Genomic DNA, 25,855 nt, shown 5'->3' with positions numbered 1-25,855 from the left:
GTTTGAGTGTGCGTTTCGGCTAGACCTGACCGCTCCGCGAAACCGTTCTTCTCAAGGGACGGCGACTGAGGGCTTGTTTCATCCCGGTCGACGTTCTCCCTCGGGCGGGCAGGATCAAAGTCGCCCGGAAGGGGCCGTCGGCGACTCCGACTGATCCTCGAACAGGCCGGTTTGAACTCCCGGCCCCGTCAACCCGCCTGTCCCGCCATCGTCCCCGCCGGGCCTTGGAGCCTTCTGAGCCCCGCCGCCARACGCGATCCGATCGCCAAGGCCAGGCGGCCCCGCTCGGTTCCATCCCCATCGCCTGCTCGGGCCGGTACCAAGAGCCCTCCCCGTGATGGAGACAGCTCTGATTATGCGGGCGGTTTGAGGTTCGAGGATTTGTGACGCTGTTTTTTCTTCAGGGCGTTGGGAAGGTTGGGGTTTCTCGCGGCGCTGACGGGGATGGACGCGGCTGGATCCCCGCGAACACCCTTCTCCTCACCCGCAACGCGGGGGAGGTGGCGCGATGCGGATACGCATCGTGACGGAGGGGGCGTCGGCCGCCGCTGGACGCCCCCTCCGTCTCGTCGCTGCGCGCCGAGCCACCTCCCCCGTTTCACGGGTGAGGAGAAGAAAGTCCGCCCGCAGCGGCGAGGCCGCGCCTTAAAACCTTGATGGCGAGCCTGCTCTGGCGTGGATGCAGGCATTCGCCAAGCGGACGTTTCAGAGGTCCGAGAAGGGTGGGGGCCGGACGTTGGCGACGCGCCCCCTCTCTCTTAGAGAGAGGGAGGGGCCCGCCGCGAAGCGGTGGGAGGGTGAGAGGTTTCATCGCCGGCCGGAAAACCTCGATTCCTTCGGTTGCACTGCCCCGAAAGCGGAGCTCAGGCTGGCGACATGGACGCCACCGCCAACGCCCGCCGCCTTCGCCAGAACCAGACCTTGGCCGAAAAGGCGCTCTGGAAACTCGTCCGCAACCGCCGGCTGGGCGGTTTCAAGTTCCTGCGGCAGGTTCCGATCGACCGCTACTACGCCGACTTCGTCTGCGAGGCGGGCAAGCTGATCGTCGAACTGGACGGCGCCGCCCACGAAGGGCGCGAAGACTACGACGAGCAGCGCACGCGGACCCTGGAGCTCTTCGGATACATGGTCCTGAGGTTTCCCAACGAACGGGTCCTGACCGATCCTGGCGGCGTGGGCGACGACATACTGGCCGTGCTTCGATCGGGCAGGCTGTAACCTCTCACCCTCCCACCGCCTGCGGCGGCGGGCCCCTCCCTCTCTCTAAGAGAGAGGGGTTTGGAGGTCCGATTAGGGTCGGAAGCGGAAGCTGGCGCCGTCCCCGCAAGCGGACCATAGACCCGCGCGCCCGGTAGCGGACGCTTGAAGGGTCCGACTTGGGCCGAAGGCCGTCCGCCCTACTCCGCCCGCCAGTCGCCGGACTTGCCGCCGGTCTTCTCGATCAGGCGCACGGCCTCGATGACCATGCCCTTCTCGGCGGCCTTGAGCATGTCGTAGATCGTCAGGCAGGCCACCGAGACGGCGGTCAGGGCCTCCATCTCCACGCCGGTCTGGCCCTTCAGCTTGACCCGGGCCATCACCGCCAGCCCGCCTTCGGCCGGCTCGACCGAGACTTCGATCTTGGACAGGGCCAGAGGGTGGCACAGCGGGATCAGGTCCGAGGTCTTCTTGGCCGCCATCACCCCGGCGATCTCGGCCACGGCGCGCACGTCGCCCTTGCGGCCGGTTCCCGAGACGGCCAGTTCGAGCGTCGAGGGCCGCATCCGCACGAAGCCGACGGCGATCGCCTCGCGGGTGGTCTCGACCTTGTCGGAGACGTCGACCATGCGGGCGCGGCCCTGGTCGTCGATGTGGGTCAGGCGGGTCATTGTTCCAGAAGCCTCGGCATCAGTTCGACCATGTTGCAGGGCCTGTGGCGGCTGTCGAGCTGGGCCGAGATGACCTTGTCCCAGCCGTCCTTGACCGCGCCGTTGCTGCCCGGCAGGCAGAACACGAACACCCCGCCGATCAGGCCCGCCGTGGCGCGGCTCTGCAGGGTGGACAGCCCCACCGAGGCGTAGCTGACCAGGTGGAACACCACCGAGAAGCCGTCGATCTTCTTGTCGAACAGCGGTTCCAGGGCCTCGACCGTGACGTCGCGGCCGGTCAAGCCGGTGCCGCCGGTGGAGACGACGGCGTCGACCTGGCCGCCGGCGATCCAGTCGCGCACCGTCCGGCGGATGGTCTCGACGTCGTCGCGGACCACCGCCCGGCCGGCCAGGTCATGGCCCGCGGCCCTGACCCGGTCGATCAGCAACTGGCCGGAGGTGTCGCTGGCCTCGTCGCGGGTGTCCGACACGGTCAGGATCGCCACCCGCACCGGCTTGAACGGAAGCTCCGGCTTGACACCGCCGCCCGGGATGAGGCCTGCCGACATCGTGTTCTCCCAATCCCGCTTCAGTCCCAGCGTTCCGCGTCGGTCCTATCCTGCGTCGTCGGCTCGATCCAGCGGTCGCCGTCCGGGCCATGCTCCTTCTTCCAGAAGGGCGCCCGGCTCTTCAGATAATCCATCAGGAAGTCGCAGGCCTCGAAGGCGGCGCGGCGATGGCCGGCCGCCGTGGCCACGAAGACGACGGCCTCGCCGGGCTTGATGGGACCGATGCGGTGGACGATGCGGTAGTCGTGCAGCGAGAAGCGCGCCTTGGCGTCCTCGGCGATCCGGGCGATGGCGGCGTCGGTGAAGCCGGGATAGGCCTCCAGCTCCAGCGCCCGAGCCTGGCCTTGTTCTGCGCGCGCCAGACCCACGAAGCTGGCCACCGCTCCGGTCTCGTCCCGGCCGGCGCAGAAGGTGGTCAGCAGGGCGCCCGGCTCGAAGGCCTGGGCGGTCAGGCTGATGGACGGAAAGGCCGTCATCCGCCGCTCATCGGCGGCAGGAAGGCCACCTCGGTGGCGGCGGCCAGGGCCGCCTCGCCGCGAACGATGGTCTTGTCGACCGCCACCTGCACGCCGGGACCGCCGAGGGCCTCGCCCAGGTCCGGATCGACGGCGGCCAGGGCGTCGCGAAGAGCCGTCAGGGACGCGGCCTCGACGGAGCGGTCGCGCCAGCCGGCCTGGTCAGCCAGACGTCCGAACAGCAGCACCCGCGCCATGATCAGCCGCCCCCCTTCAACCGCCGGTCGTCGACATGTGGCGAGCCACGGCCGGGCGCGCGCCCTCGATCTGGAAGTCGTGGCCCTCGGGCTTGGCGCCGATGGCCGCGAAGATCGCCCGCTCCAGGTCCACGTCGTCGGCCCCGCCGCGGATCACCGCCCGCAGGTCGCTGGCGTCGTCGCGGCCCAGGCAGGTGTGCAAGGTGCCGGTGCAGGTCAGGCGCACCCGATTGCAGGCCTCGCAGAAATTGTGGCTCAGCGGGGTGATCAGGCCCAGCCGCCCGCCGGTCTCCTCGACGCGGACATAGCGGGCCGGGCCGCCGGTGGCGTAGGCCAGGTCCGTCAGCGTCCAGAACGAGGACAGGTCACGGCGGACATCCTTCAGCGACAGGTACTGGTCGGTGCGGTCCACATCGACCTCGCCCAGCGGCATGGTCTCGATCAGGGTCATGTCGGCGCCCAGGCCGTGCGCCCACTGGATCAGGGCCGGCAGCTCGGCGGCGTTGTCGTGCTTGAGGGCCACGGCGTTGACCTTGACCTGCAGCCCCGCGGCCAGGGCCGCGTCGATCCCGGCCAGCACCTTGGACAGGTCGCCGCCCCGGGTGAGCTTGCGGAACAGGTCGGGCTTGAGGGTGTCGAGCGAGACGTTGATCCGCCGCACGCCCAGGCGGGCCAGGTCGTCGGCGTGAGCGGCCAGCTGCGTCCCGTTGGTGGTCAGGGTCAGTTCGTCCAGGGCGCCGGACCGCAGATGCCGCGACAGCCGCTCGACCAGGGTCATGACCCCCTTGCGCACCAGCGGCTCGCCGCCGGTCAGCCGCAGCTTGCGCACGCCCAGGCCGACGAAGGCCGAGGCGAGGCGATCCAGCTCCTCCAGCGACAGCACCTCCGCCTTCGGAAGGAAGGTCATGTGCTCGGCCATGCAGTAGGTGCAGCGCAGGTCGCAGCGGTCCGTGACCGAGACGCGCAGATAGGTCACCGCGCGGCCGAAGCCGTCGATCAAGCGCGGGGCGCGGGTAACCGCTTGCGTGGGGCTGGCGTCATAGGGCGTCATGTCGACTTGCAAGATAGGCGCGGGATGACATGGCGGAAAGAGAAAGCGCGCGATTGGCCGCCGTGATCCTGGCGGGGGGGGCCGGGCGGCGGTTCGCCGAGCAATCCGGGGGCCGCAAGCTGCTCGCGCCGTTCGAAGGCCGTCCGCTGGTGGCGGGCGCTTTGGACGCCGCCTTCGGCAGCCCAGCGCGGCGGGTGCTGCTGATCACCGGCGGCGACCTGGAGCTGGCCGCGATCGCCCGCGACCATGCCCGGGCGTTGGGCCGCGAGGACGATCTCGACATCGTCGTGGCGGCGCGCGCCGCCGAGGGCATGGGCGCATCGCTGGGCGCGGCCGTCGCGGCCCTGTCGCCCGAGATCGAAGCCGTCCTGGTGTTCCTTGGCGACATGCCGCGCGTTCCGGCCGGTCTGGCCCAGGCCCTGCTCGACGCCTTGACGCCCGGCTTCGACGCGGCCGCGCCGCGCTTCGCGGGGCGGCGCGGACACCCCGTGCTGTTTGGAAGAGCCTGTTTCGCCGCCCTGCGCGGACTGAGCGGCGACGTCGGCGCCCGCGAGGTGCTGGCCTCGATCGGCGAGCGTCTGGCCTTGATCGACTCGCCCGACGCCGGCGTCCTGTTCGATGTCGACCGACCCCAGGACCTGGCCTGACGGCGGCGAGCCTTGGCGATCAGATCGCCTCGCGGTCGCGGCAGGCCGCCCAGGTCCCGAACGCGATGCAGCCCAGCAGGCCGTAGCTCCACATCGCCATGCTGATCCACAGGGTGCCGAGGGTCACCCGCAGATCGATCATGACCGCCAGGTGGGAGGCGACGATGATCGCCATGAACGCCGCGGCCACCAGGGTCCAGATCCGCCGCGTGCGCATCGAGATCCAGACGAAGGCGACCAGCGTCAGGACATCGATCGCCAGCATGCCGTAGTCGGCGTTATGGGGGTCGTGGCGGTAGACGAGAAGCGACCCCACCCATGACGCCAGCAGGGCCGCGCCGCTCCAGCGGGCGGCCTGATCGCCGCGCCACATGGCCAGGCCGCAGATCAGGACGGCCAGGATGAGGGATATGAGGGTATGAAGCTGCAAGGCGATGGCGCTCGAAACGAGGTTCGAGCACCATCATGCCTCAGGCGCGAAGCCTGGAGAAGCAACCTAGGGTCGGTCAGTGCCGCGTGCGCTTGCCTTCCCAGAGGATGGTCCTCACCTCCTCGATGATGCTCAGCGCGCCGTCGGAATCGCCGGCTTCCTCCAGGGCGATCAGTTGGGGCATCAGCACCGAGAGAATGCGGCGCTGCACGGGCCCGAGCGTCCGCAGGTGTTGACGGAATTCCTGCAGCTCTTCGGACACGTTGTCTTGGTGGGTGATCTGGGCGGTGCTCATTGCGCATCTCATTGTGAGAAGGAGGCGGCTTTCGCCATGGACGAACGATTGGGGCGCCCCTAGGCGGCGCGTCCTCCGGCGACGGTGTGAAATCCGGACGTGCGCGGAGGATCGCCCTCCTTGTCCATGTCGCCGACGGCCAGGGCGCCGCAGCCGATCTGGGTGCGCACGGTGGCCAGGGCGCTGTGGGTCTCGATGATCGTCCGGCGCGCGGAAACGATGTGGGCCAGAGTCTCCCCGAGATTGGCGACGGCTTGCTGGCCCAGCACGGCCGACAGCTTGGTCTCGAGCCGCAGCGTGGGCAGCAGGCCCATCAGTTCGGCGGTTTCGCGCAGGGCGGCGTCGATCGCGGCTTCGGCGCGCATCAGCTTTTCGGCGCCAGCGCGCGCGGCTTCGGAGCGTTTCATGGCATGACTCTCCCGATCGCACGGGTGCCCCCCGCACGTCCAAGTCGATGAAATGTTTCTGGAAGTTCGGCGTCAGTGCGCCGGGGGCGGGCTCCAGCCCTCGCGGAACCGCTGGAGGGCGTAGAGGAATTCGTGGGCGCCCATCGTGACCGTCCCGAGCAGGATTCCGCCCAGGGTGGCGATCGCGAGGATCAGGCCCAACCACTGCAAGGGAGTCAGGTCATCGCGCCAACTCCTTCCATACGAAGCGGCGTGTCGTCCGCCAGGAAGGCCGTCGCGGCCAGGACTCTCAGAAGCAGCTTGCCGGGCGGATCGCCCGCCGCCTGCGCCTTGCGCAGCGCCGAGACCGTCTCCGCCACCAGCCGACCGCGTTCCGGCGTTCCCGCCATCAGGGTCAGGCCTTCTTCCAGGGACTGCCAGCTCGCGATGAAGAAGGCCGAGGCCGGGTTCGGATTGTTGGTGGAAGATTTCGTCATGGCTGCTCTCGCTGTTGAAGCGAGAAGAAACCTCTGACTGGGCCGTGGCTAGCTCGGCCGATTGCTTACGGTAGTCATTACCGGGGTCGGTTTCCCAGGCGATGAACGCCAGGGCGGCGTCGCGGCGGTTCAGACCGGCCAATCGGCGCCGTGCGCTGAGCACGTGCATCTCGACCGTCTTGGGCGAAAGCCGCAGCAGGCGGGCGATTTCCTTGGACTGTCGATGCTGAGCGATAAGCCGCAGAATCTCGCGCTCGCGAGGAGTCAGCCGCTCGAAGCTCAGGTTGTCGCCGGAGTCCACCATGCCGCTAAAATGGTTCGCGGCTCGCCTTACGTCCAGCAAGACTTGACTGAACGTGTCGCCGTGGGCCCGGTTCCGTCAAATCCACATCGAATTTCGCTACGGCCAACGCTCTTTAGTGTCGGTCGCCCGACCGTCAGGCCTCGGCCCGAACAAAGGGCAGACGGCTGGTCGGGGTCTTGGACAGCGCCAGGAGAGCGTTGGCCACGGCCGGAGCGATGACCGGCGTGCCGGGCTCGCCCACGCCGCTCGGCGGATTGCCGGAAGGCACGATATAGGTCTCGACCGTCGGCGCCTCGTTCATCCGCAGCACGCGGTAGGTGTCGAAATTGCTCTGATCGACCCTTCCGTCCGTCAGGGTGATCTCGCCATAGAGCGCCGCCGAGAGGCCGTAGCAGGTCCCGCCCTCCATCTGGGCCGCGACCTGATCGGGCGAGACCGCCACGCCGCAGTCGATCGCCGTCACCACGCGCCCCACCCGAGGCTCGCCGCCGACCAGCTTGACCTCGGCGACCTGGGCGACCACCGAGCCGAAGCTTTCGTGCACCGCCACGCCCCGCGCGAAACCCGCGGCCGGCCTCGGACCGGCCTTTTCGACCGCCAGGTTCAGGGCCGCCAGGTGTCGTTGAGCGCCCGCCTTGGCGTAGAGCGCCCGGCGATACTCGACCGGGTCCTTGCCGGCCTTGAGCGCCAGCTGGTCTATGGTGTGCTCCATCACGAAGGCGTTGTGGGTCGCGCCCACCGATCGCCACCACAGGACCGGCACGCCGCCCTCGGGCAGGGCCAGCTGGGCGTCGACGATCGGCGTGGCCTTCAGATAGGGCGAGCCCGCCGTTCCCTCGATCGCCGTCTGGTCCGGGCCCTTCGAGGGCATCGGCGAACCCTTCATGATCGACTGGGTGACGATCCGATGTCGCCAGGTCGCCGGATAGCCGTCCTTGTCGAGGGTCACCCGCACGGCGTGGTGGACCAGCGGCCGGTAATAGCCGGCCCGCATGTCGTCCTCGCGGGTCCAGACCAGCTTGACCGGTCGGCCTTGGCCGACCTTCTGGGCGATGGTCACGCATTCGGCCACGTAGTCGGACGGGAAGTTGGCCCGCCGGCCGAACGAACCTCCGGCGAACAGGGTCTCGATCTCGACCGAACCGGGCAAGGTCTTGACGATCTTGGCCGCGTTCATCTGGTCCAGGGTCTGGGCCTGGGAGCCATGGATAAGCTTGACCTTGTTGCCGCTGACGATCGCCACGCAGTTCATCGGCTCCATGGTGGCGTGGGCCAGATAGGGGAAGTCGTAGGTGGTCTCGAAGACCCCGGCCCCTTTTCCAGCCGAGGCGGCCGCCGCGTCGCCCTTGGAATCGAAGGCCTGCCACTTCAGGTCGGCGGGCCCCTTGCCAGCGGCGATGTCGCGCCACTGCTGGGCGATCGTCGCCGAGCCTCGGGTTTCGACCTTGCCCTCGTCCCACTCGATCTTCAGGGCCTCGCGGCCCATGCGGGCGGCGTAGGTGGTGTCGGCGACCACCGCGATCCCGGTCGGGATCTCGTAGACGTCGACCACCCCCGCCACCTTCTTGGCGTCGTCGGCGTCGAAGCTCTTCACGGTCGCGCCGAACCGGGGCGCGTGGGCGACCACCGCCACCAGCATGTCCGGCAGCTGGACGTCCTGGGTGTAGCGGGCCGAGCCGTTGCTCTTGATCAGGCTGTCCTTGCGGCGCACCCGGTCGGTGCCGATCAGGGTGAAGGTCTTGGGATCCTTCAGGGTCGGGTTTTCGGGCGGCGTCACATTGGCGGCCTCGGCGATCAGTTCGCCGAACCCCGCGCTCTTGCCGCTGGCGTGGCCGACCACCCCGTCCTTGACGGTGATCTGGCCGACCGGAAGGTTCCAGCGGGTCGCCGCCGCCTGCACGAACATCGCCCGCGCTCCGGCCCCGGCCTTGCGCAGCTGCTCCCAGGAATTGGAGATCGCCGACGAGCCGCCCGTCAGCTGGATGCCGGCCGTGGTGTTGCCATAGAGCTTGGCGTTGGCCGGGGCATGGACGACCTTGATCCGGCTCCAGTCGGCGTCCAGCTCCTCGGCGACGATGGCCGCGAGACCGGCGTGATTGCCCTGGCCGAACTCGATGTGCTTGGACAGCACCGTCACCGCGCCGTCCGGATCGAACTGGATGAACGGCCCGAAGGCCCCGGGCTCGACCTTGGAGCCAGCGCTCATCAGATCCGCGGGCGAGCAGCCGACCAGCAGGGCTCCGCCGACCAGCGTCGCGCCCACCACCACGTCGCGACGGCTGACGCCCTCCTGCCGTTGCAGTTTCTGGATCAGCCGGTTCATTGGCCCTTCTCCCGGCCGGTCGAGCCCGAGGCGGCGGCGATCTCGTCGTCGACCTCGTTCGAGGCGGCGGGTTTGGCGGCGTCCGCCGCGACCATCGGGGCGCCGGTCAGGCCGGCGGCGTCCTTGATGGCGGCGCGGATGCGCTGGTAGGTGCCGCAGCGACAGATGTTGCCGCTCATGGCGTTGTCGATGTCCTCGTCGCTGGGCGACTTGGTCTGGGCCAGCAGGGCCGCGGCCGACATGATCTGGCCCGACTGGCAGTAGCCGCACTGCGGCACGTCGTGCTTGACCCAGGCCTGCTGCAGCGGGTGCTGGCCGCCCAGGCTCTCGATCGTGGCGATCCTGGCGCCTGCCAGCGCCGCGATCGGCGTCACGCAGGACCGCATGGGTTCGCCGTTGACGTGAACCGTGCAGGCCCCGCACTGGGCCATGCCGCAGCCGAACTTCGTGCCCGTCAGGCCCAGTTCGTCACGCAGCACCCACAGCAGGGGCGTCTGCGGGTCCGCCTTGACGGCGACCGCCTTGCCATTGATGTCCAGGGTCGACGTCATGGGCTTTCGCCTCCCAACGAAAAAGCGGGGTCCGACGACCCGTTTGGCCGAATCTAACACTGCTCAAACCCAAACCCGCCAGTGAAATCTTGAGTCAGGCAGGCTAGCCTAGCCGCGACGTTCGCTGTTTCGGTCAGGACCCGCGCCTTGGATTCCTTCCCCGCCTATTTCCCCTTGGCCGGCCGAAAGGTCGTGATCGCCGGCAGCGGCGAGGCCGCCGACAACAAGGCGCGGCTGTTCGACGGGTCGCCGGCGACGCTGGTGCGCGTCGACGGCCACGCCGCCTTCCTGCCGGGAACCTATGCCGGCGCGATCCTGGCCTTCGTGGCCGGCGACGACGAGGTGTTCCTGCAGAGCGCGGCGAGCGCGGCGCGCGCGGCGCGGGTGCTGGTCAATGTCGTCGACAAGCCGGCGATGAGCGACTTCAACACCCCGGCGGTGATCGACCGCGGCGAGGTGGTGGCGGCCGTCGGCACCGGCGGCGCCTCGCCGACCCTGGCCACCAAGCTGCGCAACGACATCGAGGCCCAGGTCCCGGAAGGTTCGGGCCGGGTGGCGGCCCTGCTGCGCAAGTTCCAGGACGAGGTGCGCGGCGCCCTGCCCGCCCTGCACGAGCGGCGGGCCTTCCTGCGCGACGCCGTGGCCGGTGAAGCCGCCCAGGCGGCCATGGCGGGCGACATGGACAAGGCCGGCCAGCTGTTTCGCCAGGCCCTGGCCAAGGGCGTCGGCCGCGAAGGCAAGGTGCGGTTCATCGCCGGCAAGGGCCCTTCGGACCTGCTGACGCTGCGCGCCCTGCGCGCCCTGGGCGCGGCCGACGTGCTGATCGCCGACCACGGCGCCGACCCGGATGTCGTGATCATGGCCCGCCGCGACGTGCAGCGGCTGGAGCCCGCCGAGGTCGGGGCCGAAAAGCTGATCGAACTGGCCCGCGAGGGAAAACAGATCGTCCGGCTCATCGTGGCCCCGGTCGATCCAGCCCTGGTTCAGGCCCTCGCCGCCGCCTCGGTGGCGGTCGAGGTGCTGATGGCGGCGCCGGCCGCCTAGTCCAGCGCCCGGTCCTTGGTCTCGGGCAGCAGGAACAGGGTCGTCAGCACGCTGATCAGGGTGAAGAACACCGGGTACCAGAGCCCGGCATAGATGTTGCCCACCGCCGCCACGATGGCGAAGGCGCTGAACGGCACGAAGCCGCCGATCCAGCCCGTGCCGATGTGGTAGGGCAGCGACAGGGCGGTGTAGCGCACCCGGGTCGGGAACAGCTCGACCAGGCAGGCGGCCAGCGGTCCGAACAGGGCGGTGGCGGCGATCACGAAAACCATCAGCACGCCGAACATGCCCCACCAGTTCATCCGCGCCGGATCGGCCTTGGCCGGATAGCCCGCATCGGTCAGGGCGGCCTTGATGGCGGTCTCGCCGGCGGTCTTCACCGCCTTGGCCTCCTTGGCCGGCAGGCCCTCGGCGCTTCGCGACACGATCCGCGTCTCGCCCACCCGGACGACCGCCTCCGAACCGGCGGGCCCCGCATGGTTGGCGTAGGAGATCCCGGCGTTGGCCAGGGCGCTCTTGGCGATGTCGCAGGACGAGACGAAGGCGGCCTTGCCGACCGGATCGAACTGAAGGGCGCAGTCCTTGGGATCGGCGGTGACACTGACCGGGGCGCTGGCGGCGGCCTCGGCCAGGGCCGGATTGGCGGCGCGCTCCAGCAGATGGAAGCCGGGGAAGTAGAACGCCAGGGCCAGGGTCATGCCGCCCAGCATCACCGGCTTGCGGCCGACCTTGTCCGACAGAGCGCCGAACACGACGTAGAATACCGCGCTGACCGCGGTGGCGGCCATCATCAGGCCGTTGATCGTGCCCGGCGAGACCTTCAGGAACTTCTCCATGAAGGTCTGGATGTAGAAGAAGCTGGTGTACCAGACCGCCCCCTGGGCCGACATCATGGCGAAGAAGGCCAGCAGCACGAGCTTGAGGTTCTTCCACTGGCCGAAGGCCTCGGCATAGGGCGCCTTGGAGGCCGCGCCCTCGGCCTCCATCCGCGCGAAGGCCGGGCTTTCGGTCAGCTTCAGGCGCATCCAGACCGAGACGCCGAGCAGGCCGATCGAGACGGCGAACGGAATGCGCCAGCCCCAGGCGTCGAAGGCGCCGGGCGCGGCGTGCTGGCCCAGGACCCAACGGGTCGCCAGGATCACCAGCAGGGCGCCGAACAGGCCGAACGCCGCCGAGGTCTGCACCCACGAGGTCGACCAGCCGCGCTGGTTCGACGGCGAGTGCTCGGCCACATAGATCGCCGCCCCGCCGTATTCGCCGCCCAGGGCGAACCCCTGCACGCAACGCAGCAGGATCAGCAGGATCGGCGAGATGATTCCCGCCTGCTGGTAGGTCGGCAGCAGGGCGATGGCGAAGGTCGCCCCGCCCATCAGCAGGACGGTGGCCAGGAACGCGCCCTTGCGGCCCGCCTGGTCGCCGATCTTGCCGAACACCAGCGCCCCGAGCGGCCGGAAGGCGAAGCCGACGCCGAACAGGGCCAGGGCCGCGACATAGCCGGCCGTGTCGGACAGGCCCGTGAAGAAGGTCTTGGAGATCACCTGGGCCAGGCTGCCGAAGATGAAGAAGTCGTACCATTCGAAGGCGGTGCCCGCCGACGAGGCCGCCACCACCGTGCGCATCGACGCGCGGTCCCCACCCCGATCCTGAGCCGTCATGCGTTGGTTTCCCCCGAGTTCTTTGGGGGAATGCTTAGCGCGGTTTCGGGCGAGGCGCCTAGGCCACCGCCGCCACGTCCTCCACCTGGCCGCCCGCCAGTCGGACGATCTCGCCGATCAGGGCGGCGGGGGCGATCGGCTTGGCGGCGACGCCGTCCATGCCCGCGGCCAGATAGGCGGCGCGCTGGTGCGAGAGCACGTTGGCGGTCAGGGCGATGATCGGCGTGCGGGCGGCGCGGCCCGGCAGCTTGCGGATGCGGCGGGCCGCTTCGAGCCCGTCGATGCCGGGCATCTGCACGTCCATCAGGATCAGGTCGAAGCCCCGCGCCGCCGTGGTCACGCCGTCGAGCCCGTCCTCGGCCGTCTCGACGCTGGCGCCCAGCTGCTCGAGGATGCGGCGGGCGACCAGGCGGTTGGTGGCGTTGTCCTCGACCACCAGGATCTTCAGGCCCTGCAGCAGTCCGTCGGCCATCTCGGCCTCGGCCGCGAGGGCCTGGGCCGGCGGCGCGGCGATGGTCAGCAGGAAGGTCGAACCGACCCCCTCGCGGGAGGTGAAGCCGACCTCGCCGCCCATCATCTGGGCCAGACGCCGGGTGATGGCCAGGCCCAGGCCCGAACCGCCGAACCGGCGGGTGGTGCTGGCGTCGGCCTGCTGGAAGCGTTCGAACAGGCGCGCCTGGGCCTCGGCGGCGATGCCGACCCCGGTATCGATCACCTCGAAGGCGACGCGCGGCCCAGTCTCGCCTCCAGACCCCTCCAGGCGGCGGACCCTCAGGGTCACCGAACCGGCCAGGGTGAACTTCACGGCGTTGCCCACCAGGTTGAACAGCGCCTGGCGCAGCCGGCTGGGGTCGGTGAGGACCAGCCCGACGTCGGGGGCGTCGACCCGCAGCTCCAGCCCCTTGTGTTCGGCCTGGGCGCGCAGCAGCCGGGCCACGCTCATGGCCAGCGCGCTGGGGTCGACCGCCTCGCGGGTGACGTCCAGCCGCCCGGCCTCGATGCGCGAGAAGTCGATCACGTCGTCCAGCAGGGTCGACAGCATGCGCCCGCAGGCCAGGGCCTCGCCCAGCAGGTGGTCGGCCTCGTCCGGCAGCTTCTCGCGCTTGAGCAGGTGCATGACCCCCAGCACCCCGTTCATCGGCGTGCGGATCTCATGGCTCATATTGGCCAGGAACTGGGCCTTGGCCTCGTTGGCGGCCTGGGCCGTGCGCTCGGCCTCGACCAGGGCCAGCATGGCGCGCTTCTTGTCGTCGATGTCGAGGATCAGGCCGAACGCCTTGCGGATGCGGCCGCTGCTGTCGGTCCGCACCTCGTGGAAGATGCGGATCCAACGCTCGTCGCCGTCGGGCGTCACCACCCGGACGTCGAAGGAGCGCCCCTTGGAGTCCGGTTGGCCGTCCTCGTGGCGCCGCGACGTGGCGGCGGCCTCGTAGACCGCCGCCACGTCCTCGGGGTGGATCATCGGCCAGACGGCGCTGCGCACGTCGTCATAGGTGACCCGACGACCGAGGATGCGGTGGAACTCGGGCGAGCCCCAGAAGCTCTTGCCCGCGTGGTCGATCTCGTAGACTCCGGCCTGGGCCGCGCCCAGGGCGACCCGCAGCCGCCGGGCGTTGGCGTGCGCCTCGCGACGGGCCTCCGACAGGGCCGTGACGTCGTCCATGTAGGTGATGACGCCGACGATCTCGCCCTGGGCGTCGCGCCAGGGACGGGCCTCCCAGCGCAGGGTGTGCCTGCGGCCGAGTCCGTCGCGCAACTGATCCTCGCGCCGCACCAGCGTCTCGCCCGCCAAGGCGCGCTCGACGGCCCTGACGAAGCGCTTGCGGGTCCCCGAGGTCAGGTCGTGCAAGGTGCGGCCGATGACCTCCGTCTCGGTGGCGTGGAAGGTCTCCAGGAAGCGCGGGCTGACCACCTGCAGGCGCAGATCGCGGTCGTAGAGCGCCACGGCGAACGGGGCCTCCTCCACCAGTCGGCGGGCCTGGCGTTCGCTCCAGACCGCCGCGTCGCGGGTGCGGGCCACGTCGGTGACGTTCTGGGAAATGCCCTTCAGGGCGAACAGGCCGTCGGCGCGCGGCTCGGTGCGGAAGGTGGCGCGGTAGGTGAACCACTGGTCGCGGGCGCCGCGCAGGCGGTGCTCGATGGTCCCGCCCTGGCCCGTGCGCACGGCCGCGTCGAAGGCCTCGCGCAGGCCTTCGCGATCGGCCGGATCGAGATGCTCCCAGAACTTGTCGGGCCGGGCCACGTCCTCGGGCTCAAGGCCCGTGGCGGCGAAGATGTCGCGAGACCATTCGATGTGCTGTTCGTGCGGCTCGTAGCTCCAGACGCCGATGCCGGCCGCGGAGGCCAGCAGTTCGCGGGTCTGGCGGGCGGCGGCGATCTCGGCCCGGCGGGCCATGTCGGCGGTGACGTCGCGCAGGGCGCCGATCATCTCGCCGTTGGGGCCCAGGCGCGAGCTTCCCTCCAGCCACGCCCAGCCGCCGGCCTTGCGGAGCACCTTCAGGCTGTTGACCGCCTCGCCGGAGGCGCGGATCAGGGCCGCGCTCTCGATGAAGTCCTGGCGGGAGTCCGGATGCACGAAGCGCAGGGCGGGCTGGCCGATCAGCTCCTGGCGGGTCCAGCCGGTCACCCGGGTCCAGGCCGGATTGACCGTGACGAGCCGCCCCTTCGAAACCACGGCGAACAGATCGTGCGAATGGTCGAAGAACCATTGCGCGCTCTCGGCGTCGCTCAATCGTGGGGATTTCGAAGGCGAGGTCATCGCGGCTCCAGGGATCGGAGGCCGGATGGTGAAGCTCAAGAGTAAACTTATGGTTGGCGTCAGAGATCATTGTTCGCCGACCACGCGTCAGACTTCGGCCCACATTCGCAGGAGGTTGTGGTAGGTCCCGGTCAGCGACAGCACCGAGGGGTCGGCGGACCCCACCGCGAGAGACAGTCGCTGGATCGCCACGTCCAGGTCCAGCAGCAGGGCGCGCCTGGCGTCGTCGCGCACCAGGCTCTGGATCCAGAAGAAGCTGGCGGTGCGAACGCCGCGCGTCACCTCGGTGACGTGATGCAGGCTGGAGGCCGGATAGAGGATCGCCGCGCCCGCCGCCAGCTTGACCAGGTGGCTGCCGTAGCTGTCCTCGACCACCAGCTCGCCGCCGTCGTAGTCGTCCGGATCGCTCAGGAAGACGGTGATCGACAGGTCGGTGCGCAGGGGTTGGCCGGTCGACGGGTCGCGGCGGATCGAATTGTCGACGTGGTCGGCGAAGCCCATGCCGACGCCGTAGCGGTTGAACAGCGGCGGCAGGATGGTGCGCGGCAGGGCGGCCGAGACGAACAGCGGATTGGCCTGCAGGGCCTGGACGACGAGCGCCCCCAGCTCGCGGGCCGTCGCGCCGTCCTGCGGCAGCTGCCGGTTGTTCTTGGCCAGCGCCGCCTGGAAGCCCGAGGTGGCGTTGCCGTCGATCCAGTCGGCCGCGTCGAGCACGGCCCGGCAGTGGGCCACCTCGGCGGGCGTCAGGACGTCGGGGATCTGGATCATCATGATCCGACTCCTATCAGAAACATGGCGTCGTCCGGGAGGCCGCTCCCGGACGACGCGCTCGAACGTCCAACGATCGGACTCCGGGGAGGGAGGGGATCAGTACTTGACGTTCAAGGTCAGGATCGCCTGCCGGCCGGGGGCCGGATTGGCGTGGTGGACGCCGTTGGTGTTGGCGATATAGCGCTCGTCCCCGAGGTTCTGGACGTTCAGCTGCAGGTCGACCTTGTCATTGACCACGTAGCTGGCGAAGGCGTCGAAGCGCCAGTAGGCCGGGGCGTAGACCTTGTTGGCCCCGCCGCCCGCGCCGCCCTGGTTGCCGCCGAAGCTGTCGGAGACGTAGTAGGCGCCGCCGCCCAGCGACAGGGCGCGGATCACGCGATAGGTCGAGAACAGGCTGAAGGTGTGCTCGGGGGTGTTGGCCAGCGGATCGCCCTGGTTGACGCCGTTATAGGCGCCGCGGACCAGTTCGCTGTCCATGTAGGTGTAGCCGCCGAAGGCCTGCCACTTGGACGTGATGTTGCCCGAGACGCCCAGTTCGAAGCCCTGGACCTGGGTCTCTCCGACCTGCTGGTAGACGCCGGGCAGGACCTGAATCTGGGCGTTCTTGCGGATGGTTTTGAACACCGCGCCCGACAGGGCGAGCTTGTCGTCGAAGACGTTCCACTTGGCGCCGGCCTCGAAGCTTTCGCTGTCCTCGGGCTCGAGCACCTGGCCGGCGAGGTTGCCCGCGCCGTTGGTGGCGTTGCTGTTCTGGTCGCCGCCGGCGATGCCGGGCGGGGTCGAGGCGGTGCCGTAGGAGACGTAGAGGCTGGAGTCCTCGGTCGGCTTGTAGACCAGGCCGGCCTGGTAGTTGGTGAAGCTCCACTCGGCGTCGCGGTGGGTGATCGTGCCGCCCGAGAACACGCCCTGGTTCTGGGTGAAGGCGGAGTAGTCGTGGCCCGAGCTCTGGTAGTTGTCGTGGCGGACGCCCAGGTTCAGCAACCACTTTTCGCCAAACTCGATGGTGTCGAAGGCGTAGACCGCCGTCGTCTTGCTGAGGTTGTAGTTGGCCGGGCTGCGGTTGATGACGCCGGCCCACGGGTCCTTGTCGTTAGGCGCGTAGACCAGGGTGCAGTCGCCCGCCCCCAGATTGGTCAAGTTCGCGGCGGTCATCGAGAAGCCGGTCGGGCAGGTCGAACCGCCGGTCGTGAAGGTGGTGTAGGTGGCGTTGAGGTTCTTCTCGCGGCTCAGCTCCAGGCCCAGATCGAAGCTGTGATTGATCGCGCCGGTGTCGAACTTGCCGTGGAAATCGGTCACGGCGGCGATCGTCGTGGTCGGGTTCCAGCGCGTCTTGGTGGCGCGCTTCATCCACCACGACCCGTCGACCAGTTGGGCGGGGCCGCCGTCGCCAGGATTGGTGACGATGTAGTCGTTGAGGGTCTTGGAGTAGCGCAGCACCTGGCGAACGCCGAGGTTCTCGCCGATCTGGTGGTCGAAGGCCACGGTGCCGATGTCGGCCTTGGTCTTCTGGTAGTCGCGCGAGCGCACGCCGTAGAAACTGCGCGGATCGACCGCCAGTATGCCGTCCTCGGTGCGCGGCTGGGCGGTCTTGGTCGACAGTGGGATGCCGTAGTCGGGCATGTTGTTACCGTCGAGATGGTAGTAGCTGAGCACCAGCTGGGTCGGGCCGTTCAGGCCGAAGGCGACCGACGGCGCGATCCCCCAGCGGTCGAAGTCCACCGCCTTGCGGCCCGGGGTGTTCCCCTGCGTGCCCAGCAGGTTCAGGCGCACGGCGACGCTGTCGTTGATCTTGTGGTTCAGGTCGACCGTGGCGCGGACATACGCGTCCGTGCCCACGCCCAGCGAACCGGTGGCGAAGTCGTCGGCCTTGGGGCTCTTGGAGGTCAGGTTGATGCTGCCGCCGCCCGAGCCGCGGCCGCTATAGGCCGAGTCCGGACCCTTCACGACCTCGACCTGCTCGAGGTTGAACACCTCGCGGGTCTGGCCGCCGCTGTCGCGCACGCCGTCGACGAAGACGTTGTTGCCCGAGGCCTGGCCGCGGATGAACGGACGGTCGGCCAGAGGCTGGCCGCCCTCGCCCGCCCCGAAGGTGATGCCCGGCGAGTTGCGCAGGATGTCCGTCAGCGAGGTGGCGGCGGTCTGCTCGATGATCTTGCGCGGGATGACCGTGATGGACTTGGGCGTGTCGACCAGCGGCGCGGTGATCTTGGCCGACGGGACGTCGGCGACGCGCCGGCCGTCGACCTTGACGCCCGAGACCTCGGTCGCCGCGTCGGCCGACGCCGCCGTGACGAGCGCCATATCGGCGTCCGGGGCCGAGGCGAGGGCCGACGGGGCCATGGCCAGGCCGGCCAGACCCGCCACGGCGGCCGCGCCCAGAGCGGCGCGGGCTTGGCTGCGGACGCCGGCGACGGCGGGCTTGGAAGTCTTTTGCATCAGGAACCCCAGCAAGGCCGCCGAGACGCGCGGCCCTAATCGTAATTGCGACGCGTTCTTAGCTGGAGCGTTGCAAGAGTGCAATGATAATCATTCTCAAAAATGTTTCCCTCCGCCCCCCATGGGGGCGGACAGACCGCGCAGCGGTCGGGTAGGGGCAAGTGTTAGCCGGCACGACGTCTCAAGCTCACGCGGCGGGCCGCTGAGGTGACGGAAAGGGAGAGATCAGGATACGGGCGGTTTGGGAGGTGAGGACCAAATCGGGTCGAGAAAGTTCAGGACGTTGAATCGCGAGGGTTTGATCGCTGAGCGCCGCCAACCGGGGACATGCTCTCACGGCACGGCCTCGCCAAATCGCCTCAGAAGCGTGGAGTGAGTGCGTGTCCCCAACGACATCCTCGACGTCAAACCTTGATCCTGGACAACAACCAAGCGCAGCGGATGACGTTGGGGACACGCACTCACGGCGAACGCTCTGCAACCCTGCCAGCGCCCTGGTGTGAGAGCATGTCCCCGCCCGTTCCTAGCAAGGCCCCCAGGAAACCTGGCTTCAACCTTCACCGCGAACCAGTGTACACACGCCGAGTCCGCGTGACTGGCGATCACAGGGAGCACCCTGAGGGAGCGCGGACGTCATGAGCCGTTCGCCTGGGCGCCCACCTTTTCGCAAGCGGAACTCGCCCATGCCCGAAGCCAGGACCTGGATCGCCTTCAGTCTCGTCTGCCTGGGCATGGCCCTGACCCCCGGGCCGAACATGCTGTATCTGGTCAGCCGCTCGATCTGCCAGGGCCGCTGGGCCGGGATCGTGTCGCTGGTCGGCACGGCGGCCGGGTTCATCGTCTATCTGGTCTGCGCGGCCCTAGGGATCACCGCCCTGCTGATGGCCGCGCCGATCGCCTACGACATCCTGCGGTTCGGCGGCGCGCTCTATCTGGCGTGGCTGGCCTGGCAGGCGATCAAGCCGGGCGGCGCTTCGCCGTTCCAGGTGCGCCAGCTGCCCAAGGACAGCCCCGCCCGGCTGATCAGCATGGGCTTCCTGACCAACCTGCTGAACCCCAAGGCGGCGATGCTCTATCTGTCGCTGCTGCCACAGTTCATCGACCCGCACCGCGGCGCGATCTTCGGCCAGTCCCTGGTCCTGGGCGGCAGCCAGATCGTGATCAGCCTGACGGTCAACGGCTGCATCTGCCTGGCCGCCGGGACCATCGCCGGCTTCCTGGCCACCCGGCCCAGCTTCGCCCTGATCCAGCGCTGGCTGATGGCCTCGGTGCTGGGCGGGCTGGCGGTGCGGATGGCCACCGAGGCGCGGCGGTAGGGTTTTTCCCGGCGAGAACCGGGACCCAAGCGGGATTGGCCCCTCCGGGCTCAGCGCGTAATGACGGACTCGGCCTGGGTCCCGGCCTTCGCCGGGACGAGCGGAATTGAGGGTTCACGTATGACGTCGTCGAAATTCGTCCGGTCCGCCATGACCGCCCTCGCCGCCCTTGCCCTTTCCAGCGTGGGATTGGCCGGCGCCGCCCAGGCCTCCAGCCTGAAGTCCTGCGCGATCCCGCCCAGCGTGATCCCGGCCGCGGCCGAGGTTCCGCCCGCCCGCGAGATCCACACCGACGTCCCGACGGCCGCCTATCTGCTGGCGTTGTTCTGGTCGCCCGAGGCGTGCCGCGCGGGCATCCCGGAGTCGGACAAGGTCATCCAGTGCCAGACCAACAGCTTCGGCTTCACGGTGCACGGCTTGTGGCCCAACGGACCGGACAAGGTCCATCCCCGTTACTGCAAGCCCAGCCCGCCGATCAGCGCCGCCACGGTGATGGCCAATCTGTGCATGACCCCCTCGCCCTGGCTGCAGCAGCACGAGTGGCAGGCGCACGGCACCTGCCAGTGGGACACGCCCGAGGCCTATTTCAAGAAGGCCCGCGCCGTGCGCGACGGCTTCAAGGTTCCGGACCTCAAGCCGGGCCCGAGCGGGACCCTGACCGCCGGCGAGGTGCGCGCCGCCTTCCTCAAGCGCAATCGCGGCATGACCGCCGACGGCCTGAACGTGCGGGTCAACAAGGAGGGCCGCCTGACCGAGGTCTGGATCTGCATGGACCTGAAGTTCAAGCCGGCGGCGTGCCGGGGCGGGAACGGGACGCCGGACGACGTGATCGTGCAGGTGACGCCGAGGGGCTAGGGCCGACCAACCTTCAGGCAGGGTGCGTGGTCCTCGTCCTTCGACAGGCTCAGGATGAGGACCGAGTGCAGGTGGCGGTGGAAAACCTCATCCCGAGCTTGTCGAAGGACGACCGACCCTAGCGCGCGTCGGGATGTCGCCAGCCGCGCGCCACGCCTTCCATCCAATGGGTGTTGCGGGCCCGCGAGGCTTCGAAGCAGACGGCGCAGACCAGGGTGATCCCCGCGGCGGCCTCGGACTGGGCGGTCCAGCCGCCGCCGGCCAGGCGGGCCGTCTCGCAGCGGTCGCACCAGGCCGCCTGTTCGTCCGACGCGTCCTCGTCCTGCGGCCCCTCCGGTTCAACGAAGCCGAGCCCGACGCCCGAGACCAGGTGCCCGCACACGAAGGCGGGTCTTTGCGCGCCGTGGCGGTCGCAGTGAATTCGTCTCGGATCGTCGTTCATCCCAAGCGCCCCCCAAACGCTTATGGTTAAGCTAACCCCTTTGAACGGAAACGCAAAACGGGTTGGGGGCGGGACGCTTGGCTGGAAGGGGCGCGGCCGGGAGCCGGCGAACCGGACAGGCGGTTTGCGGCGACCGGCCGCCCTCGGCGGACAGGCCCCGCCTTAGATCCATGGAGGCGAGCTTGCTCTGGGGTCAGGCCGTGTCAAGGACGACGCTCCGCGTCGCCGCGGCGCGGCCGGCCGGAGGCCGGTCCTTGACACGGCCTGACCCCAGAGCTCCGATCCACCAAGGATTTAAGGCGGGGCCGCATCCACGGGCGGATGCGGCCATCAATACCCGCGTTGGTCGCACCACACTTTTCTGAATTCCGAATAGGGGATCTGGAAGATGGTGAGCCTGTCGCCATCGGATTTGCTCGGAACGCCCAACTCGTGTCCGACGAGGGTGTCGAAGAATGAGCCTTCTACGAGACTATTAAAGCCAGGCAGTTCGTTCATCCGGCCTGCGAAATCCGTGACGGCGCGGCACACCGTTTGGCCATTGGCGAAAACGTCGATGGCGCGCGGCACATCTCCAGAAGCACTCACTTCGTAGAAGAGAGTGATCGGATTTTCCGACGCGGGATGCTCCCAGTCACAGCGATAGTGTGTGAAATCCATTCGGCGAGGCTATCCCGAAGAACGGCGCCTCTGCCAGGCCCCTGCGGCGCACCCCCCAAACGCAAACGGGCGGCCCCTTTCGGAACCGCCCGCTCGCTTGGCTCACGCCGTGAAAGACGCCCTCACCCTCAGGTGTTGACGGCTTCCTCCGGGCTCACGGCTTCCTTCTTGGACAGGTCTTCGCCGGTTTCCTGGTCAACGACCTTCATCGACAGCTTGGTCTTGCCGCGATCGTCGAAGCCCAGGAGCTTGACCTTCACGATCTGGCCTTCCTTCAGCACGTCCGAGGGCTTGGCCACCCGTTCGTTGCTGATCTGGCTGACGTGGACCAGGCCGTCCTTGGCGCCGAAGAAGTTCACGAAGGCGCCGAAGTCGACGACCTTGACGACCTTGCCGTCGTAGATCGCGCCGACTTCCGCTTCCTGGGTGATCGACTTGATCCAGTCGATCGCCGCCTTGATCTTGGCGGCGTCCGAGGCCGAGACCTTCACGGTGCCTTCGTCGTTGATGTCGACCTTGGCGCCGGTGGTGGCGACGATCTCGCGGATCACCTTGCCGCCGGTGCCGATCACTTCCCGGATCTTGTCGGTCGGGATGGTGATGGTCTCGATCTTGGGCGCGTAGTCGCCGACGTCTTCACGCGGCGCGTCCATGGCCTTGTTCATCTCGCCCAGGATGTGCTCGCGGCCGCCCTTAGCCTGGGCCAGCGCTTGCTCCATGATCGCGGGCGTGATGCCGGCGATCTTGATGTCCATCTGCAGAGACGTCAGGCCCTGGCTGGTGCCGGCCACCTTGAAGTCCATGTCGCCCAGGTGATCTTCGTCGCCCAGGATGTCGGACAGAACGGCGAAGCCGTCCTTTTCGAGTATCAGGCCCATGGCGATGCCCGAGACCGGACGGATCAGCGGAACGCCCGCGTCCATCATGGCCAGCGAGCTGCCGCAGACCGTGGCCATCGAGGACGAGCCGTTCGACTCGGTGATCTCGGAGACCAGGCGGATGGTGTAGGGGAAGTCTTCCTTGGCCGGCAGCATCGGACGCAGAGCCCGCCAAGCCAGCTTGCCGTGGCCGATTTCGCGGCGGCCCGGGCTGCCCATGCGGCCGGTCTCACCGACGCTGTAGGGAGGGAAGTTGTAGTGCAGCAGGAAGGATTCCTTGTAGGTGCCTTCCAGCGCGTCGATGAACTGCTCGTCGTCGCCGGTGCCCAGGGTGGCGACCACGATCGCCTGGGTCTCGCCGCGGGTGAACAGGGCCGAGCCGTGGGTGCGCGGCAGGATGCCGACTTCGCCCAGGATCGGACGGACCGTGTCGACGGTGCGGCCGTCGATGCGGATGCCGGTGTCCAGGATCGAGCGGCGGACGATGTCGGCTTCCAGTTCCTTGAACACCGAGATCAGCTTCAGCGGATCGATGCCGGCCGGGTTGGTGTCGCTCTTGGCGAAGGTCTCGACGGCCTTGTTCTTGGCGGCCGACAGGGCGGCGACGCGGTCGCCCTTGGCGCGGATCGTGTAGGCGGCGGCCAGGTCCTTGCCGACGGCCTTCTTCACTTCGGCCTTCAGGGCGTCGGTGTCTTCCGGTTGGAAGTCGAAGGGCTCCTTGGCGGCGTGCTCGGCCAGCTCGATGATCCCGTCGATCACCGTCTGCATTTCCTTGTGGGCGAAGTTGACGCCGCCCAGGACGATCTCTTCCGAGAGCTCCTGGATTTCGGATTCGACCATCATCACGGCTTCGGAGGTCCCGGCCACGACCAGGTCCATCTTGCTTTCCTTCAGCTCGTCGAGCGTCGGGTTCAGCACGTAGCCGCCGTCAATATAGCCGACGCGCGCGGCGCCGATCGGGCCCATGAACGGGGCGCCCGACAGGACCAGGGCGGCCGAGGCGGCCACCATGCCCAGGATGTCGGGATCGTTCTCGAGGTCGTGCTGCAGCACGGTGACGACGACCTGGACTTCGTTCTTGAAGCCCTTGACGAACAGCGGGCGGATCGGGCGGTCGATCAGGCGGGAAACCAGGGTTTCCTTTTCCGACGGACGGCCTTCGCGCTTGAAGAAGCCGCCGGGGATCTTGCCGGCCGCGAAGGTCTTTTCCTGATAGTTGACGGTCAGGGGGAAGAAGTCTTGCCCCGGCTTGGCCTTCTTGGCGAACACGGCGGTGGCCAGGACGACGGTTTCGCCCATGGTGGCCAGAACGGCGCCGTCGGCCTGACGGGCGATGCGACCGGTTTCGAGGACCAGCGTCTTGCCGCCCCACTCGATCGTCTTGCGCTTGATATCGAACATTTTTGCTTCTTTCGGTTCCGAAGGACCCATTTCCTTCAGGACGGACAGGGGCGGGCGGCCGAATGGCGGTCCCGAGGTTTCCTCATCCAGTTCGACAGGCTCCCGACGATCGTGATCCTCGGACGTACATTCGGTCCCGCGATGTGCGGTCCCGCAGCGGTCATCCGTTTCAGCCTGTCTTGAAACGGCGACTAGAAATGCATTTCGCCGCCCCACTCGCGTAGGGCGGCGAAATCGCGCCTAGACTAGCGGCGCAGACCCAGCTTTTCGATGAGGACCGTGTAACGGCCCAGATCGGACTTCTTCAGGTGGTCGAGGAGGCTGCGACGCTGGGAAACCATCATCAACAGACCACGACGGCTGTGGTTGTCCTTCTTGTGGGTCTTGAAGTGCTCGGTCAGGTTGGCGATGCGCTCGGAGAGGATCGCGACCTGGACTTCGGCGCTGCCGGTGTCACCCTCGGTGCGGGCGTGTTCGGCGATAAGAGCGGTCTTGCGCTCGGCAGTGATCGACATCGGGTTGTCTCCGCTCAGGTGAGTTGGAAGACCCGCACCGGATTGAGCTTTCCGGCGCGCATCTCGCACAAGGCCACCAGCCTCCCTCCGGACATGGCGGAAACGGTGCGATCACCGGGCGTGAGCTCGGTTTTCAGCGTTTCAACCTGCCTTGGGAGCAGAACGATGGCGCGTCCTTGCGCAAGCCGGAAGGCGTCTTCATCGGTCACGGCCAGCGCCGGGATGTCGTCCAGCGCGGTCTCGACCGGAAGCAATGCCTCCGACAGGCGCGCCTCATAGCTCAAATTCTCCAGGGTTTCCAGGCCTATCGCCGAATCCTCGCTGAACCGGCCGACTCGCGTCCGGCGAAGCTGGTCGACGTGACCGCAGGCGCCGAGCGCCGCGGCCAGGTCGCGGACCACGGCGCGGACATAGGTGCCCTTGCCGCATTCCATCTCCAGCTCGATGTGATCGGCGTCTGGAGCCCCCGTAACGCGCAGCGCATGAACATGCACCTTGCGGGTCTTCAGCTCGAACTCGACGCCCTCGCGGGCCAGGTCGTAGGCGCGTTCGCCGTCGACCTTGATGGCTGAATAGTTGGGCGGCACCTGATCGATCTCGCCGACGAAGACGGGCAGAGCGTCCTCGACCTGCTCGCGGGTCGGGCGCACGTCGCTGCTGTCGGTGGTCTCGCCCTCGCGATCCAGCGTGGTGGTCGAACGCCCCCACTGGATCATGAAGCGATAGGCCTTGTCGGCGTCCATCAGGAACGGGACGGTCTTGGTCGCCTCGCCCAGGGCCAGGGGCAGGATGCCGGTGGCCAGCGGGTCCAGCGTGCCGGCGTGGCCGGCCTTCTGGGCGTTGAACGCCCGGCGCACGCGACTGACGGCGCTGGTCGAGGTCAGGTCGTAGGGCTTGTCCAGGCAAACCCAGCCGGAAATGGCGTCGCCCTTCTTGCGGCGCGCCATCAGGCTTCCTCGTCACCAAGCTCGTTGGGGGCCACGTCGCTCAGGCGGCGCACGTCCTGAACCACGCGCGGGTCCGCGAACAGGCGATCCATGTAGGTGGCCGAGTTGAAGGTCTCGTCGTGCAGGAACTTCAGGTCGGGCGTGAATTTCATGTCGATGACCTTGGCCAGGCGCCCCCGCAGGAACTTGGTCAGGCGGTTGAGGCCGGCCACCACCTCGGCGGGACTGCCCGGCACGACCACTGTGCGCGAGGGCGAGGACGGCTCGCGCTCGATCTGCGGCGCGATGCTGGCCCCCAGGGGCTCGACGAAGCAGATGGCGTGCTTGAGGTCGGCGCTCATTCGCACTTCGGAGATGGTCACCGAAATGCCCTGCAGGGCCGGATCGACCAGGTCTTCCTCGCGCAGGATCTCGACCAGGGCGTGGCGGATCAGCTCGCCGGCCCGCAGCTGACGCTGCGACGGACCCACGGGTCCGCTCTTCTTGTTTTCGGAATGGCGCTTCATGGCGCGGTCGCCTCGATGCCCGGCCGGCGGATCGAACGCCGGGTCGCGGGGAGAAATAG

At 68.4% G+C, this 25,855-nt stretch carries 27 protein-coding genes, 1 pseudogene and 1 riboswitch; of the genes and pseudogenes, 5 read left to right on the top strand and 23 right to left on the bottom strand.

Going from position 1 to position 25,855, the window contains the following annotated elements; all coding sequences use genetic code 11:
* The first annotated feature begins 876 nt into the window (after positions 1-876).
* On the top strand, positions 877-1,218 hold the full coding sequence (locus tag ASD21_RS04020; RefSeq protein WP_056437104.1) for an endonuclease domain-containing protein: 342 nt from the start codon (positions 877-879) through the stop codon (positions 1,216-1,218).
* Between the two features lie 179 nt (positions 1,219-1,397).
* On the opposite strand, the gene moaC is transcribed toward ASD21_RS04020, so the two are convergent.
* Genes moaC through moaA form a run of 5 tightly spaced genes read right to left on the bottom strand, consistent with a single transcriptional unit; the run spans position 1,398 to position 4,179 of the window.
* Positions 1,398-1,868 carry a cyclic pyranopterin monophosphate synthase MoaC gene (gene moaC, locus ASD21_RS04015; protein WP_056437102.1) on the bottom strand — a complete coding sequence of 157 codons (471 nt, stop codon included), beginning with the start codon at positions 1,866-1,868 and terminating at the stop codon, positions 1,398-1,400.
* Positions 1,865-2,416 carry a molybdenum cofactor biosynthesis protein B gene (gene moaB, locus ASD21_RS04010; RefSeq protein ID WP_056437101.1) on the bottom strand — a complete coding sequence of 184 codons (552 nt, stop codon included), beginning with the start codon at positions 2,414-2,416 and terminating at the stop codon, positions 1,865-1,867. Before moaB ends, moaC begins: the two co-directional genes overlap by 4 nt.
* Before the next feature lie 20 nt (positions 2,417-2,436).
* Complete coding sequence (locus ASD21_RS04005) at positions 2,437-2,892, bottom strand: molybdenum cofactor biosynthesis protein MoaE (protein ID WP_056437100.1); 456 nt, start codon at positions 2,890-2,892, stop codon at positions 2,437-2,439.
* Positions 2,889-3,128, bottom strand: coding sequence for a MoaD/ThiS family protein (locus tag ASD21_RS04000; RefSeq protein WP_056437097.1), 240 nt, complete (start codon positions 3,126-3,128; stop codon positions 2,889-2,891). The genes ASD21_RS04005 and ASD21_RS04000 overlap by 4 nt, the downstream gene beginning before the upstream one ends.
* 16 nt (positions 3,129-3,144) lie before the next feature.
* A complete protein-coding gene (moaA, locus tag ASD21_RS03995) occupies positions 3,145-4,179 on the bottom strand; it encodes a GTP 3',8-cyclase MoaA (protein WP_056437094.1) in 1,035 nt (344 codons plus the stop codon).
* A gap of 29 nt (positions 4,180-4,208) precedes the next feature.
* On the opposite strand from moaA, the gene ASD21_RS03990 reads away from it, so the two are divergent.
* On the top strand, positions 4,209-4,826 hold the full coding sequence (locus tag ASD21_RS03990; protein ID WP_056437089.1) for a nucleotidyltransferase family protein: 618 nt from the start codon (positions 4,209-4,211) through the stop codon (positions 4,824-4,826).
* 19 nt (positions 4,827-4,845) lie between these two features.
* On the opposite strand, the gene ASD21_RS03985 is transcribed toward ASD21_RS03990, so the two are convergent.
* The 8 genes and pseudogenes from ASD21_RS03985 to ASD21_RS03960 form a co-directional block, all read right to left on the bottom strand.
* Positions 4,846-5,256, bottom strand: a complete 411-nt coding sequence (locus tag ASD21_RS03985) for a hypothetical protein (RefSeq protein WP_056437086.1) — start codon at positions 5,254-5,256, stop codon at positions 4,846-4,848.
* A gap of 76 nt (positions 5,257-5,332) precedes the next feature.
* Positions 5,333-5,551: a hypothetical protein gene (locus tag ASD21_RS03980; RefSeq protein ID WP_056437083.1), complete on the bottom strand. Its 219-nt coding sequence runs from the start codon at positions 5,549-5,551 to the stop codon at positions 5,333-5,335.
* A gap of 59 nt (positions 5,552-5,610) precedes the next feature.
* Positions 5,611-5,958 (bottom strand): hypothetical protein, encoded by a 348-nt coding sequence (locus tag ASD21_RS03975; protein ID WP_056437081.1) that lies wholly within the window; start codon positions 5,956-5,958, stop codon positions 5,611-5,613.
* Between the two features lie 72 nt (positions 5,959-6,030).
* Positions 6,031-6,168 carry a hypothetical protein gene (locus ASD21_RS24255; protein WP_162250201.1) on the bottom strand — a complete coding sequence of 46 codons (138 nt, stop codon included), beginning with the start codon at positions 6,166-6,168 and terminating at the stop codon, positions 6,031-6,033.
* A gap of 5 nt (positions 6,169-6,173) precedes the next feature.
* Positions 6,174-6,434, bottom strand: coding sequence for a hypothetical protein (locus ASD21_RS03970; RefSeq protein ID WP_056437079.1), 261 nt, complete (start codon positions 6,432-6,434; stop codon positions 6,174-6,176).
* A gap of 121 nt (positions 6,435-6,555) precedes the next feature.
* Positions 6,556-6,738 (bottom strand): annotated as a pseudogene (locus ASD21_RS25180) (response regulator transcription factor); the annotation flags it as partial.
* A 133-nt stretch (positions 6,739-6,871) separates the two neighbouring features.
* Positions 6,872-9,061, bottom strand: coding sequence for a xanthine dehydrogenase family protein molybdopterin-binding subunit (locus tag ASD21_RS03965; RefSeq protein WP_056437078.1), 2,190 nt, complete (start codon positions 9,059-9,061; stop codon positions 6,872-6,874).
* A complete protein-coding gene (locus ASD21_RS03960) occupies positions 9,058-9,612 on the bottom strand; it encodes a (2Fe-2S)-binding protein (RefSeq protein WP_056437077.1) in 555 nt (184 codons plus the stop codon). The genes ASD21_RS03965 and ASD21_RS03960 overlap by 4 nt, the downstream gene beginning before the upstream one ends.
* Before the next feature lie 147 nt (positions 9,613-9,759).
* Here ASD21_RS03960 and ASD21_RS03955 point away from each other — a divergent pair, with 147 nt between their 5' ends.
* Positions 9,760-10,656, top strand: coding sequence for an NAD(P)-dependent oxidoreductase (locus tag ASD21_RS03955; RefSeq protein ID WP_056437076.1), 897 nt, complete (start codon positions 9,760-9,762; stop codon positions 10,654-10,656).
* On the opposite strand, the gene ASD21_RS03950 is transcribed toward ASD21_RS03955, so the two are convergent.
* The 4 genes from ASD21_RS03950 to ASD21_RS03935 form a co-directional block, all read right to left on the bottom strand.
* Positions 10,653-12,311 carry an MFS transporter gene (locus ASD21_RS03950; RefSeq protein ID WP_056437075.1) on the bottom strand — a complete coding sequence of 553 codons (1,659 nt, stop codon included), beginning with the start codon at positions 12,309-12,311 and terminating at the stop codon, positions 10,653-10,655. The two genes, ASD21_RS03955 and ASD21_RS03950, sit on opposite strands and share 4 nt — an antisense overlap.
* 58 nt (positions 12,312-12,369) lie before the next feature.
* A complete protein-coding gene (locus tag ASD21_RS03945; protein WP_056437074.1) occupies positions 12,370-15,069 on the bottom strand; it encodes a PAS domain-containing hybrid sensor histidine kinase/response regulator in 2,700 nt (899 codons plus the stop codon).
* A gap of 87 nt (positions 15,070-15,156) precedes the next feature.
* Positions 15,157-15,840 carry a Fe2+-dependent dioxygenase gene (locus ASD21_RS03940; protein ID WP_056437072.1) on the bottom strand — a complete coding sequence of 228 codons (684 nt, stop codon included), beginning with the start codon at positions 15,838-15,840 and terminating at the stop codon, positions 15,157-15,159.
* Between the two features lie 96 nt (positions 15,841-15,936).
* Positions 15,937-18,276, bottom strand: a complete 2,340-nt coding sequence (locus tag ASD21_RS03935) for a TonB-dependent receptor (RefSeq protein ID WP_056437133.1) — start codon at positions 18,274-18,276, stop codon at positions 15,937-15,939.
* A 581-nt stretch (positions 18,277-18,857) separates the two neighbouring features.
* Positions 18,858-18,937, top strand: a riboswitch (ZMP/ZTP riboswitch).
* Positions 18,938-18,959: 22 nt separating this feature from the next.
* On the opposite strand from ASD21_RS03935, the gene ASD21_RS03930 reads away from it, so the two are divergent.
* Both ASD21_RS03930 and ASD21_RS03925 read left to right on the top strand, forming a co-directional pair.
* The gene (locus tag ASD21_RS03930; protein ID WP_056437069.1) at positions 18,960-19,592 is read left to right on the top strand and encodes a LysE family translocator; all 633 of its coding nucleotides are present in this window, start codon (positions 18,960-18,962) and stop codon (positions 19,590-19,592) included.
* A 120-nt stretch (positions 19,593-19,712) separates the two neighbouring features.
* Complete coding sequence (locus tag ASD21_RS03925; protein WP_056437067.1) at positions 19,713-20,447, top strand: ribonuclease T2; 735 nt, start codon at positions 19,713-19,715, stop codon at positions 20,445-20,447.
* Positions 20,448-20,565: 118 nt separating this feature from the next.
* Here the strand turns inward: ASD21_RS03925 and ASD21_RS03920 are convergent, their stop codons facing one another.
* From ASD21_RS03920 to rbfA, 6 genes are all read right to left on the bottom strand, one after another.
* On the bottom strand, positions 20,566-20,889 hold the full coding sequence (locus ASD21_RS03920) for a hypothetical protein (RefSeq protein ID WP_156398285.1): 324 nt from the start codon (positions 20,887-20,889) through the stop codon (positions 20,566-20,568).
* A 330-nt stretch (positions 20,890-21,219) separates the two neighbouring features.
* Complete coding sequence (locus ASD21_RS03915; protein ID WP_156398284.1) at positions 21,220-21,549, bottom strand: hypothetical protein; 330 nt, start codon at positions 21,547-21,549, stop codon at positions 21,220-21,222.
* 128 nt (positions 21,550-21,677) lie between these two features.
* Positions 21,678-23,828 carry a polyribonucleotide nucleotidyltransferase gene (pnp, locus tag ASD21_RS03910; protein WP_056437060.1) on the bottom strand — a complete coding sequence of 717 codons (2,151 nt, stop codon included), beginning with the start codon at positions 23,826-23,828 and terminating at the stop codon, positions 21,678-21,680.
* Between the two features lie 245 nt (positions 23,829-24,073).
* Positions 24,074-24,343: a 30S ribosomal protein S15 gene (gene rpsO, locus ASD21_RS03905; RefSeq protein WP_056437057.1), complete on the bottom strand. Its 270-nt coding sequence runs from the start codon at positions 24,341-24,343 to the stop codon at positions 24,074-24,076.
* Positions 24,344-24,357: 14 nt separating this feature from the next.
* On the bottom strand, positions 24,358-25,290 hold the full coding sequence (gene truB / locus ASD21_RS03900) for a tRNA pseudouridine(55) synthase TruB (protein ID WP_056437056.1): 933 nt from the start codon (positions 25,288-25,290) through the stop codon (positions 24,358-24,360).
* Complete coding sequence (rbfA, locus tag ASD21_RS03895; RefSeq protein WP_056437055.1) at positions 25,290-25,796, bottom strand: 30S ribosome-binding factor RbfA; 507 nt, start codon at positions 25,794-25,796, stop codon at positions 25,290-25,292. The genes truB and rbfA overlap by 1 nt, the downstream gene beginning before the upstream one ends.
* Positions 25,797-25,855 lie beyond the last annotated feature (59 nt).

Origin of the sequence: Caulobacter sp. Root1455 (assembly GCF_001426905.1) — a bacterium.
Lineage (GTDB): Bacteria > Pseudomonadota > Alphaproteobacteria > Caulobacterales > Caulobacteraceae > Caulobacter.
The sequence above is the reverse complement of the archived record's forward strand: the minus strand, read 5'-3'. Positions and strand labels throughout refer to the sequence as shown.

Bases quoted from the DNA above. Each gene is read 5' to 3' on its own strand.
- ASD21_RS03915 (WP_156398284.1), bottom strand. From the start codon at position 21,549: ATGGATTTCACACACTATCGCTGTGACTGGGAGCATCCCGCGTCGGAA.
- ASD21_RS03980 (WP_056437083.1), bottom strand. From the start codon at position 5,551: ATGAGCACCGCCCAGATCACCCACCAAGACAACGTGTCCGAAGAGCTG.
- ASD21_RS03930 (WP_056437069.1), top strand. From the start codon at position 18,960: ATGCCCGAAGCCAGGACCTGGATCGCCTTCAGTCTCGTCTGCCTGGGC.
- ASD21_RS04000 (WP_056437097.1), bottom strand. From the start codon at position 3,128: ATGGCGCGGGTGCTGCTGTTCGGACGTCTGGCTGACCAGGCCGGCTGG.
- ASD21_RS03940 (WP_056437072.1), bottom strand. From the start codon at position 15,840: ATGATGATCCAGATCCCCGACGTCCTGACGCCCGCCGAGGTGGCCCAC.
- ASD21_RS03920 (WP_156398285.1), bottom strand. From the start codon at position 20,889: ATGAACGACGATCCGAGACGAATTCACTGCGACCGCCACGGCGCGCAA.
- rpsO (WP_056437057.1), bottom strand. From the start codon at position 24,343: ATGTCGATCACTGCCGAGCGCAAGACCGCTCTTATCGCCGAACACGCC.
- ASD21_RS03945 (WP_056437074.1), bottom strand. From the start codon at position 15,069: ATGACCTCGCCTTCGAAATCCCCACGATTGAGCGACGCCGAGAGCGCG.
- pnp (WP_056437060.1), bottom strand. From the start codon at position 23,828: ATGTTCGATATCAAGCGCAAGACGATCGAGTGGGGCGGCAAGACGCTG.
- ASD21_RS04005 (WP_056437100.1), bottom strand. From the start codon at position 2,892: ATGACGGCCTTTCCGTCCATCAGCCTGACCGCCCAGGCCTTCGAGCCG.
- ASD21_RS03975 (WP_056437081.1), bottom strand. From the start codon at position 5,958: ATGAAACGCTCCGAAGCCGCGCGCGCTGGCGCCGAAAAGCTGATGCGC.
- ASD21_RS03960 (WP_056437077.1), bottom strand. From the start codon at position 9,612: ATGACGTCGACCCTGGACATCAATGGCAAGGCGGTCGCCGTCAAGGCG.
- ASD21_RS03925 (WP_056437067.1), top strand. From the start codon at position 19,713: ATGACGTCGTCGAAATTCGTCCGGTCCGCCATGACCGCCCTCGCCGCC.
- ASD21_RS03965 (WP_056437078.1), bottom strand. From the start codon at position 9,061: ATGAACCGGCTGATCCAGAAACTGCAACGGCAGGAGGGCGTCAGCCGT.
- ASD21_RS03950 (WP_056437075.1), bottom strand. From the start codon at position 12,311: ATGACGGCTCAGGATCGGGGTGGGGACCGCGCGTCGATGCGCACGGTG.
- rbfA (WP_056437055.1), bottom strand. From the start codon at position 25,796: ATGAAGCGCCATTCCGAAAACAAGAAGAGCGGACCCGTGGGTCCGTCG.
- ASD21_RS03935 (WP_056437133.1), bottom strand. From the start codon at position 18,276: ATGCAAAAGACTTCCAAGCCCGCCGTCGCCGGCGTCCGCAGCCAAGCC.
- truB (WP_056437056.1), bottom strand. From the start codon at position 25,290: ATGGCGCGCCGCAAGAAGGGCGACGCCATTTCCGGCTGGGTTTGCCTG.
- ASD21_RS03990 (WP_056437089.1), top strand. From the start codon at position 4,209: ATGGCGGAAAGAGAAAGCGCGCGATTGGCCGCCGTGATCCTGGCGGGG.
- moaB (WP_056437101.1), bottom strand. From the start codon at position 2,416: ATGTCGGCAGGCCTCATCCCGGGCGGCGGTGTCAAGCCGGAGCTTCCG.
- moaA (WP_056437094.1), bottom strand. From the start codon at position 4,179: ATGACGCCCTATGACGCCAGCCCCACGCAAGCGGTTACCCGCGCCCCG.
- moaC (WP_056437102.1), bottom strand. From the start codon at position 1,868: ATGACCCGCCTGACCCACATCGACGACCAGGGCCGCGCCCGCATGGTC.
- ASD21_RS04020 (WP_056437104.1), top strand. From the start codon at position 877: ATGGACGCCACCGCCAACGCCCGCCGCCTTCGCCAGAACCAGACCTTG.
- ASD21_RS03970 (WP_056437079.1), bottom strand. From the start codon at position 6,434: ATGACGAAATCTTCCACCAACAATCCGAACCCGGCCTCGGCCTTCTTC.